Raw genomic sequence first — 9802 nt, forward strand, 5'->3', positions numbered from 1 at the left:
CGGTTTGCAGGTCGAGAAAGACTGGCAAAAATCGCATGCGATACTCGTTGCCCCAACTTGCGGGGTTGACTAGAATTATTTTCTATATATGTCTCGTTCAATGCCCGCAAAGAGAAAATTTCATCTTCTCTATTGCGATGCAACTATAGAATTTTTGCCTTTAAAGGCCGTGGTCCAGAGATGCATCTTCTCAACGACGATTCCGCGACGACCCGGTTGCGCTTTGCAGACCCACTACAGCCGTCGTCGGCACGACAAGTTTCGCCTGAGGGGCGTCTGCCTCCCCCGACCATGGACCACCTCGACGCGCTCGAGGCGCAAAGCATCTACATTTTCCGGGAAGCCTTCGCGCGGTTGAAGAAGCTGGCGCTGCTGTGGTCGCTCGGCAAGGATTCCAACGTCATGATCTGGCTGGCGCGCAAGGCCTTCTTCGGTCGCGTCCCGTTCCCGGCGCTGCATGTCGATACCGGCAAGAAATTTGCCGAGATGTACGCGTTTCGCGATCGCTACGGCAAGGAATGGGAGCTCGATCTGAAGATCGAACCCTGCCCGCCGCTGGAGACCATCGATCCAACCCTGCCGCCCGCGGCGCGATCCGCCGCGCGCAAGACCGACGGGTTGAAGCTCGCGCTCGCCAAATATGGTTTTGACGGATTGATCGCCGGCATTCGCCGCGACGAGGAAGCCACCCGCGCCAAGGAACGGGTGTTTTCGCCGCGCGGCACCGAGGGCGGATGGGACGTTCGCGATCAGCCGCCGGAATTCTGGGACCAGTTCAACGCCTCGCCTCCGCCGGGCGCGCATTTGCGCATTCACCCGATCCTGCATTGGACCGAAGCCGATATCTGGGCCTACACAAAACGCGAGAACATTCCGATCATCCCGCTGTATCTGGCGAAGGACGGCAAGCGCTATCGCTCGCTGGGCGATCAGGACATCACCAACCCGGTGGCATCGACCGCCTCGAATATCGAGGAAATCCTGATCGAGCTAGACGGCACCAAAGTGCCGGAACGGGCGGGCCGCGCGCTGGATCATGAAACCGAAGACGCCTTCGAGCGACTGCGCGTCGCCGGCTACCTCTAGCGTATATCGAGTTGAGCGCTGCCATGAACATGATCATCCCCACCGCGACACTGGCCACGCCGAACGGCACCACGCGCCCGCAGGTCCGCATCGTCATCGTCGGCCATGTCGATCACGGCAAGTCGACGCTGGTGGGCCGCTTGCTGCATGAGACCGGCAGCCTGCCCGAGGGCAAGCTCGAAATGCTGAAAGCGGTCAGCGCCCGGCGCGGCATGCCGTTCGAATGGTCGTTTCTGCTGGATGCGCTGCAGACCGAGCGCGATCAGGGCATCACCATCGACACCACCCAGATCAGCTTCCGCACCCGCTCGCGCGACGTGGTGCTGATCGACGCGCCCGGCCACGCCGAATTTCTGCGCAACATGATCACCGGCGCCTCGCAGGCGGACGGCGCGGTCCTGATCATCGACGCGCTGGAAGGCGTCCGCGACCAGACCAGGCGCCACGGTTATCTCCTGCATCTTCTCGGCGTCAAACAGGTCGCCGTGGTCGTCAACAAGATGGACCGGGTCGATTTCAGCGCCGACCGCTTCAAGGAGATCAGCGACGAGATTTCTGCGCATCTGATCGGCCTCGGCGTGACGCCGTCAGCGGTTATTCCGATTTCCGCGCGCGACGGCGACGGCGTTGCCGAGCGCACGCCGCGGATCGAATGGTATGACGGTCCCACCGTGGTCGAGGCGCTGGATGCGCTCGAACCGGCACGGCCGCTGGAAACGCTGGCGCTGCGGCTGCCGGTGCAGGCGATCTACAAATTCGACGACCGCCGCATAGTCGCGGGTCGCATCGAATCCGGCAGCCTGGCCACCGGCGACGAGATCGTCATCATACCCGCCGGCAAGATCGCCAGGATCAAGAGCGTCGAGAACTGGCCGTCCACTCCGGTGCAGGGAAGCCAGGGCGCCGGGCGCTCGGTCGGCATCACGCTCGACCGCGAATTGTTCATCGAACGCGGCGACGTCATCGCCCATGTCGGAAGCACGCCGCGCGACACAAGACGGGTTCGCGCGCGGATTTTCTGGCTGCACGACAAGCCGCTGGTGGAAGGCGCTGCCATTCTGGTCCGGCTCGGCACACGGGAAACCCGCGCCACCGTGGTTGCGATCGAGAAGGCGGTCGATCCCGGCGAACTCTCGAGCGTCGAGACCAAGGCGATCGCGCGCAATCATGTCGGTGAGATCGACATTTCGCTGGCGCAGCCGATCGCCGCCGATCCCTACACCGCTAATTCGCGCACCGGGCGCCTCGTCATCGAGGTCCACGGCCGCATTGCCGGCGGTGGCCTGGTGCTGTCGGTCGATTCCGGCCAGCGCGCCATTCCCGTCGACATCGTGCCAGTGGAATCCGCGCTGCGGCCCGACGAGCGTTCGGCGCGCTACCGCCATGGCGGCGCGGTGGTGTGGCTGACCGGACTGCCGGGCTCCGGCAAGTCGACGCTGGCGCGCGCGCTGGAGCGCCGGCTGTTCAGTGCCGGCGGTTCGCCGGTGCTGCTGGACGGCGACACGATGCGCGCGGGGCTCAACAGCGATCTCGGCTTCTCCGCCAGGGATCGCAGCGAGAATATTCGCCGGCTTGCCGAAGTCGCGGTTCATCTGGCGCGCAACGGCCACATCGCCATCGTCGCCGCGGTGTCGCCGGCGCGCGATGACCGCGCCGCGGCGCGCCGCATCGCCGACACCGCGTTCCGCGAAATCTATGTCGCGACTCCGGTTGAAGTCTGCGAGAGCCGCGATCCCAAGGGCCATTACGCCAAGGCGCGTGCCGGCGCGTTGCATGGCTTCACGGGCACCGGCAACGATTACCAGCCGCCGGCCGGCTGCGAACTGACCATCGACACTTCGGCGCGCTCGGTCCCCGACGCCACCGACGAGATCGAGCGGATGCTGGCGAGAACCGGCATTCTGTTCGACGAACTGGTCGATCTTGCCGCCAATATCTAGGACTTTCAGAGGCTCCTTTGGGGCCTTCTCATCGACCCGGCTTTATGGCTAAAAGGGCCCCAGAAATTGCCCTTCGGCGCGCCTTTTGCTGTGTTCATCCCTGAAAACAGCCTGTAACCGCCGTTTCCCACCGAGAAAGCCCGTAATGAATCGTATCGATGCCCATGGACTGAAGATCGCCCCCGTTTTGTTCGATTTCATCGCCAGCGAGGCGACTCCCAAGTCCGGGATTTCGCCCGACGCGTTCTGGGCGGGGCTTGCCGCCATCCTCAAGAACCTCGCGCCGAAAAACCGTGAATTGCTCGCCTTCCGCGATGCCCTGCAGGCGAAGATCGACGGCTGGCACCGCGCCAGCAAGGGCAAGCCGTTCGATATGAACGCCTACACGGCGTTTTTGAAGGAGATCGGCTATTTGCTGCCGGAGCCGGCAACCCACACTGTCGAAACCGCCAACGTCGACGATGAGATCGGGAAAATCTGCGGGCCGCAGCTGGTAGTGCCGCTCACCAACGCGCGCTACGCCCTCAATGCCGCCAATGCGCGCTGGGGCAGCCTGTACGATGCCTTCTACGGCACCGACGCGATTCCGCACGATCCGGCCGAAGGCGGCAAGGGCTACAACAAGGCGCGGGGCGACAAGGTCATCGCGAAAGCAAAGGCCTTTCTCGATGCCGCCGTGCCGCTGGCGACCGGCAGCCACACCGATGTGACGTCCTATAGCGTGATCGCAGGCCAACTCGCGGTCAAGCTGAAGAGCGGCAACGCCACCGCGCTGAAAGACAGCGCGCAGTTCGCCGGCTACCAGGGCGATGCCGCCGCGCCGACCGCGGTCCTGCTGGTCAACAACGGCATGCATGTCGAAGTCAGCATCGACCGCGGCCACATGATCGGCAAGGACGATCCGGCCGGCGTCGCCGACATGATTCTGGAATCGGCGGTCTCCACCATCCTCGACATGGAGGACAGCGTCGCGGCTGTCGATGCCGAGGACAAGGTGCTGGTCTATCGCAACACGCTGGGCCTGATGGACGGCACGCTGTCGGCCGACTTCGAAAAGGGCGGCAAGACGCTGAAGCGCGCGCTCAATCCCGACCGCGTCTACACCACGGCGGACGGCAAGCAACTCACGCTGCACGGCCGCAGCCTGCTGCTGATGCGCAATGTCGGCCATCACATGTTCACCGACGCGGTGCTCGACTCCCAGGGCGCCGAAATTCCGGAGGGCATTCTGGATGCCGCCGTCGCCGGCCTGCTCGCGATCCACGATCTCAAGGGCAAGTCGAAGACGAAGAACAGCCGCACCGGCTCGGTCTACATCGTCAAGCCGAAGATGCACGGGCCGGACGAAGTCGCGCTGACCTGCGAGCTGTTCGGCCAGGTCGAGAAGATGCTTGGGCTGCCGGAAAACACCATGAAGGTCGGCATCATGGACGAGGAGCGCCGCACCACGGTCAACCTCAAGGCCTGCATCCAGAGCGCCTCGAAGCGGATCTGCTTCATCAACACCGGCGTCCTCGACCGCACCGGCGACGAGATCCATACTTCGATGGAAGCCGGTCCGATGATCCGCAAGAACGACATGAAGGCGCAACCCTGGATCAAGGCCTATGAGGACTGGAACGTCGACAACGGCCTGATCGACGGCCTGCCCGGCCATGCCCAGATCGGCAAGGGCATGTGGGCGGCGCCGGACAAGATGGCGGACATGCTGACGCAGAAGATCGGCCATCCGCAGGCCGGCGCCACCACCGCCTGGGTGCCGTCGCCGACCGCCGCCACGCTGCACGCGCTGCACTATCACGAGATCAACGTGCAGGCGCGCCAGCAGGAGTTGAGCAAGGGCGGCCCCCGCGCCAGACTGTCCGACATTCTCACCATCCCGGTATCGCAATCGAACTGGGCGCCCGACGACGTCAAGCAGGAGATCGACAACAACTGCCAGGGCATTCTGGGTTATGTCGTGCGCTGGATCGACCAGGGCGTCGGCTGCTCCAAGGTGCCCGACATTCACGACGTCGGTCTGATGGAAGACCGCGCCACCTTGCGGATCTCGAGCCAGCATCTGGCCAACTGGCTGCATCAGGGCGTCATCACCAAAGAGCAGGTGATGGAATCCCTGAAGCGCATGGCGGTCGTGGTGGACGGGCAGAACAAGGGCGATGCCGAGTACCGGCCGATGGCGCCCGGTTTCGACGGTGTCGCCTTCAAGGCCGCCTGCGATCTGATCTTCAAGGGCCGCGAGCAGCCCAACGGCTACACCGAGTTCATCCTCACCGCCCGGCGCCGGGAAGCCAAGGCGGCGGGCTGATCTCAGGATTCGATCAGGCGGCGGACATCCAGTCAAATTGCAAAGCCCCGGCCAAGGCCGGGGCTTTTTTCGTTGAAGGGTCGCGACCGGCCTAAAATACCGCGAGTAATTTCAGCAGCGAGATCACGCCGATGACGATCACCACGACGCGGGCGATCTGCTTGGCGCGGCCGTCGAGCGGCAGCAGGTTGATCAAATAGAGGATGAGGATAACGACGAGAAATGTGATGAGTGCGCTGATGAGCATGCGGATCCCCCTGAGGCGTCGTGAAGGCGCGATTGACTACTCATCTAACGCCGATCAACCCGTCGAGTTCCCGCGACGGAACTTTAATTTCACCGCCGGCCAGCGCTTGTCAATGACCCGTGGGCAGCTTTCGGCGGTTCACTCCCTCGCCACCACCGGCAGGCGCTGGTAGCGGGCCTGGACGCGGTCCGAGGCGGGCGAGAAGTTGAGTGACGCGCCGCGCCGGTCGGGACGGCCGACGACCATCAACCCATCCGCGGCGGCGACGATGTCGCCCTTGCGCAGGGTCGGATCGTCCTCGATCTTGACCGGGGCGAGGCCGATCTGGTCCTTGCCGTTGCAGGTGCATCCGGCGACCAGCTCCTCGCGAAAACGAAATGCATTGGGCAATTCGGAATAGGGTTTGCCGGTTTCGGTCGCGGCATGGTCGATGCTGCTGCCATAGACCAGTTTGGTGTCGCTGGCCGGGCAGAAACTGTTGCAAGCCTCCGCGCGGCTTTTTTTGTCCGGCGCGTTGATCGGGAAATAGCGTCCGTCGCAGGTGCGCACGCAATAGGCCTGGCCACCGCCATAACGCGGGCGGGCTTCGGCCTGCGGAGCAAACGTCCCGCCTTCGCCGGCGAAGGGCAGATGCATCTGGGGCGCGCGCGCGCGGCCGATGCCGCCGAACAGCGCCGAGAAGAAATCCTCCGCCTGTGCGGTGGGCGCCAGCGCCGAGGCGCATAGCAGCGCCGCCGCCACCCACGCCAGTCGCTTGCCTGAAAACCGGTTCATCGCGGGCTGCCGGTCAATTCAGCGAGGACGTCGAGATATTCATCGCCTGGCGGCCCGAGACGGCCGTCGTCGCGACGGGACGCGGCGCTGCCGCCGGCCGAACCGTGATCGTCGTCCTGGTCGCCATATGCGGCTTCGGCAGCACCACCACCTTGGTGCCGATGGTGACGCGGCTGAACAGGTCGGCGACGTCTTCATTGGTCAGGCGGATGCAGCCCGAGGAGACGAACTTGCCGATGGTCGAGGGATCGTTGGTGCCGTGAATCCGGTAGATGCTGGAGCCGAGATACATGGCGCGCGCGCCGAGCGGATTGCCGGGGCCGCCCGCCACGAAGCGCGGCAGATAGGGCTGGCGCGCGATCATCTCGGAGGGGGGCGTCCAATCCGGCCACTCCGCCTTCCGCGTAACCGTCTGCACGCCGGACCAGGTAAACCCTTCGCGGCCGACGCCGACGCCGTAGCGAACCGCGCGACCCTGGCCGAGCACGTAATAGAGGTAGGTGCTGCCGGTATCGACCACGATGGTGCCCGGGGCTTCGTTGGACTGGAAGGCAACGATGGTGCGCTTCAGGCGCTCGGGCATCACGGCCGTGTCGTCGCCGTCATCCTCGGGCTGGACCATCACATTATCGGACGGAAACGACATCGGCGCGGTGGAGGCGTAGCCGAGCATCTGGGCGCTTGCGCTTTCGAGCAGCGCCGGCGACAGCATCAGCGCGGTGCCGAAGATCAGCGCGCCAGAGGCGCGCCCGAAGAGAAGCTTGCCTGCGAATGTCTGTGTCATGACTTGCCCCGATGCGATGCGCATCACGTGATGCTCTGCTCAACCAACCCGGTCGAGGCTGCAAGGTTCCGTCCGACTCGGCGCGCCGGCGGTCATGTCAACCGGCGGGCGCTTCACGTTTTTGCGACGGAACTTTCGGTTCCCGCGCGGGTTATGACGGCCTGATCGCCCGGTTCGTCAGCGCAACCGCGACGCCACATCGCCGTAGCGCGGGGAGAGAGCCAATTGCGTATTCTTCCCAATGAGCGTGCCGCGTCCGCAGAGCCGGCAGGCAAGCCACTGCCCGACAGCAAGACCGAACAGCCGCCGATGATCCGGCGCGCCGAGGTGGTGGCGTTAACGCTGGTCGCGCTGCTCGTCATTTGCATCGTCGCGGTGCTTTACGCCGCCAAGGCGTTCTTTCTGCCGGTCCTGATGGCGTTCGTGGTCGGCACCATGCTGGCGCCGGCGGCACGCTATCTCGAGCAGCACCGCATCCCGCGCGCGGTGTCCGCTGTCATGATCGTGGCCGCGGCCTGCGCCCTGGTCGTTTTCATGGTCGGGCTGATCGCCTCCCCCGTCATCGAATGGAGCGCACGCCTTCCCGAACTCGGCTCGCTGATGAAGGACAAGCTTCATGTCTTCGATGGCCCGATCCGGCTGTGGCAGCAAATGCAGCTTGCGCTCGGCGGATCCGAGACATTGCCGGGCGCGTCGTTCCAGCTCCCCAAGATCGAGTGGGTGCAGCCGACTTTGGAGTTCCTGTCGCCGACCTTCGCCGAATTCCTGCTGTTCCTGGTGACCCTGATCCTGTTCATCGCCAGCTGGCCGGACCTGCGCCGCGCGCTGGTCATGACATTCGGCGAACGCGAATCGCGGCTGCGGACCCTGCGGATCATCAATGCGATCGAGGAGAATCTCGGCGGCTATCTGCTGATGGTAACCATCATCAACCTCGGCGTCGGCGTGGCGACCGGCATCATCTGCGCGGTGACGGGGATGCCGAATCCGGCGGCGCTCGGCGCGCTGGCCGCGACATTGAATTTCATCCCGATCATCGGTCCGGTATTCATGTTCGTGATCCTGGCCGTGGTCGGCGTGGTCGCCTTCCCGACGCTGGCGGGGGGATTGCTCGGGCCCGCCTTGTTTGCCGGGATGACCTTCCTCGAAGGTCATTTCCTGACGCCGATCATCGTCGGCCGCCGTCTGCAATTGAATGCGCTCGCCGTGTTCATCGCACTGGCGTTCTGGACCTGGCTGTGGGGACCGATGGGCGCCTTCCTGGCCTCGCCGATCCTGATGGTGGCGCTGATCATCAAGGTTCATCTGATGCCCGACGATTCGCCGCAACTGCCGGGGCATTGATCCGACTTCGGTTTCATCTCGGGAACTTCCAGCAGAGCGAAACGTTTGTGGCTGGAACCACGACTTCAGCAAGAAAAGGATGTAGCAGCCGTGAAAAACGATATCTCCGCCCTGACCGACCAGATCACCGATGCCCTCAACGCTTTCGCCGGCAGCGCCGGCAAGCAGGCGCGTCGCGGCTACAAGGAAGCCCGCGCCAACGTCGATTCGGCCTATGACGACTGGTCGGAGCGCGGCAGCGCCATGATGGATTCGGCCTATGACGCTGCCTCCTCGCTCGAGGAAACGCTGGAAGAAACCATTACCCAGCGCCCGCTGGCGACCGTGGGCATCGCGCTCGGCATCGGCTTCCTGATCGGCGCGGCGTGGAGACGGTAGAATTGTCGCCGGTAACGGCGTGACTCGGAAATCCAGACGGGATGGTGGCGCTGACGCGCCGCCATCGCTTTCGTTCAAATTCTTTTCAAATCGAGGCAATAGATGTTTGCGAGAGTGATCGACGATTTGAAGGAGAGCACCGGCACTGCGGTCCGGCAGACGTCGCTGGTTGCGGTGGCGGCGTTCGCCCTGCTGGTCACCACCTCGTTTCTGTGTGCGGCGCTGTTCGTGTTCATGCTGCAGAAATATGGTCCCGTCGAAGCCTGCCTGGCCGGCGCCGGCGTGTTCCTCGTGGTCACGCTGATCGCCTCGGTCTGCTATATGGTGCGCAGGAATCAGCTCCGCGCCCGCGCCGAGCAAGCCGCCCGCGAAGCCGCACGGTCGGCGAAATCGGCCGCCTCGAGCATGCTGGCCGACCCGATGCTGCTGGCCGCCGGCCTCCAGGTGGTCCGCGCCATCGGCGTCAAGAAGCTGATCCCCATCCTCGCGATCGGCGGCCTGGCCCTGGGTTTCATGATGAGCCGCGGCGCGAGCGAGACCAGCGACGAGGCGGAAGCGGAAGCGCCGGCGGAGTAGGTCGGCGTTGCGGGAGTGGTGCACGCCAGCGCTCCAACCTCCAATCGTCATCCCCGCGCAGGCGGGGATCCAGTACGCCGCGGCCTATCGATTCAATCATAACCGTCTCTGGAATACTGGATCACCCGCCTTCGCGGGTGATGACAGTTGGGGGTGTGACGCACTTTCACAATCTCGCGGCTTGATCCGCCCGAGGTTTGCCAGATATCTCCTTGCCCTCCAATCAGAGGGCGCGGGGAATGCCGGGCGCCCGATGCGCCCGATAGCCACGTGTGCAACGGTAGTGGGTAGAACGCACACGTGTTGTCAGGTCACACCGGAATCACCCGGCACTCCCCGCGCAATGGTTTACGGCTTATACGTGA

9 protein-coding genes are annotated in these 9802 nt (G+C 64.2%); 6 read left to right on the forward strand and 3 right to left on the reverse strand.

Annotation, left to right across the window (positions count from 1 at the left end; translation table 11 throughout):
• The first annotated feature begins 291 nt into the window (after positions 1-291).
• The 3 genes from cysD (at position 292) to Q8N40_RS06390 (ending at position 5334) form a co-directional block, all read left to right on the forward strand.
• A complete protein-coding gene (cysD, locus tag Q8N40_RS06380; protein WP_305711212.1) occupies positions 292-1086 on the forward strand; it encodes a sulfate adenylyltransferase subunit CysD in 795 nt (264 codons plus the stop codon).
• 23 nt (positions 1087-1109) lie between these two features.
• Positions 1110-3026, forward strand: coding sequence for an adenylyl-sulfate kinase (gene cysC, locus Q8N40_RS06385; protein WP_305711213.1), 1917 nt, complete (start codon positions 1110-1112; stop codon positions 3024-3026).
• 145 nt (positions 3027-3171) lie between these two features.
• Positions 3172-5334, forward strand: a complete 2163-nt coding sequence (locus Q8N40_RS06390) for a malate synthase G (protein ID WP_305711214.1) — start codon at positions 3172-3174, stop codon at positions 5332-5334.
• Between the two features lie 91 nt (positions 5335-5425).
• Here Q8N40_RS06390 and Q8N40_RS06395 read toward each other — a convergent pair whose 3' ends face one another.
• The 3 genes from Q8N40_RS06395 to Q8N40_RS06405 all read right to left on the reverse strand — a co-directional run bounded on the left by Q8N40_RS06395 (position 5426) and on the right by Q8N40_RS06405 (position 7139).
• Positions 5426-5581, reverse strand: a complete 156-nt coding sequence (locus tag Q8N40_RS06395) for a Thivi_2564 family membrane protein (protein ID WP_305318246.1) — start codon at positions 5579-5581, stop codon at positions 5426-5428.
• A 138-nt stretch (positions 5582-5719) separates the two neighbouring features.
• The gene (locus Q8N40_RS06400) at positions 5720-6355 is read right to left on the reverse strand and encodes a DUF2865 domain-containing protein (protein WP_305711215.1); all 636 of its coding nucleotides are present in this window, start codon (positions 6353-6355) and stop codon (positions 5720-5722) included.
• Between the two features lie 13 nt (positions 6356-6368).
• The gene (locus Q8N40_RS06405; RefSeq protein ID WP_305711216.1) at positions 6369-7139 is read right to left on the reverse strand and encodes a L,D-transpeptidase; all 771 of its coding nucleotides are present in this window, start codon (positions 7137-7139) and stop codon (positions 6369-6371) included.
• A gap of 225 nt (positions 7140-7364) precedes the next feature.
• On the opposite strand from Q8N40_RS06405, the gene Q8N40_RS06410 reads away from it, so the two are divergent.
• The 3 genes from Q8N40_RS06410 (at position 7365) to Q8N40_RS06420 (ending at position 9437) form a co-directional block, all read left to right on the forward strand.
• A complete protein-coding gene (locus Q8N40_RS06410; RefSeq protein ID WP_305711217.1) occupies positions 7365-8483 on the forward strand; it encodes an AI-2E family transporter in 1119 nt (372 codons plus the stop codon).
• 15 nt (positions 8484-8498) lie between these two features.
• Complete coding sequence (locus tag Q8N40_RS06415) at positions 8499-8861, forward strand: YqjD family protein (RefSeq protein ID WP_305711218.1); 363 nt, start codon at positions 8499-8501, stop codon at positions 8859-8861.
• Between the two features lie 102 nt (positions 8862-8963).
• Positions 8964-9437: a hypothetical protein gene (locus Q8N40_RS06420; protein WP_305318241.1), complete on the forward strand. Its 474-nt coding sequence runs from the start codon at positions 8964-8966 to the stop codon at positions 9435-9437.
• Positions 9438-9802 lie beyond the last annotated feature (365 nt).

This window comes from Bradyrhizobium sp., assembly GCF_030693485.1.
Classification (GTDB): Bacteria; Pseudomonadota; Alphaproteobacteria; order Rhizobiales; family Xanthobacteraceae; genus Bradyrhizobium.

Coding starts and splice junctions, on each gene's coding strand:
- cysC (WP_305711213.1), top strand. CDS start 1,110: ATGAACATGATCATCCCCACCGCGACACTGGCCACGCCGAACGGCACC.
- Q8N40_RS06405 (WP_305711216.1), bottom strand. CDS start 7,139: ATGACACAGACATTCGCAGGCAAGCTTCTCTTCGGGCGCGCCTCTGGC.
- cysD (WP_305711212.1), top strand. CDS start 292: ATGGACCACCTCGACGCGCTCGAGGCGCAAAGCATCTACATTTTCCGG.
- Q8N40_RS06390 (WP_305711214.1), top strand. CDS start 3,172: ATGAATCGTATCGATGCCCATGGACTGAAGATCGCCCCCGTTTTGTTC.
- Q8N40_RS06420 (WP_305318241.1), top strand. CDS start 8,964: ATGTTTGCGAGAGTGATCGACGATTTGAAGGAGAGCACCGGCACTGCG.
- Q8N40_RS06400 (WP_305711215.1), bottom strand. CDS start 6,355: ATGAACCGGTTTTCAGGCAAGCGACTGGCGTGGGTGGCGGCGGCGCTG.
- Q8N40_RS06395 (WP_305318246.1), bottom strand. CDS start 5,581: ATGCTCATCAGCGCACTCATCACATTTCTCGTCGTTATCCTCATCCTC.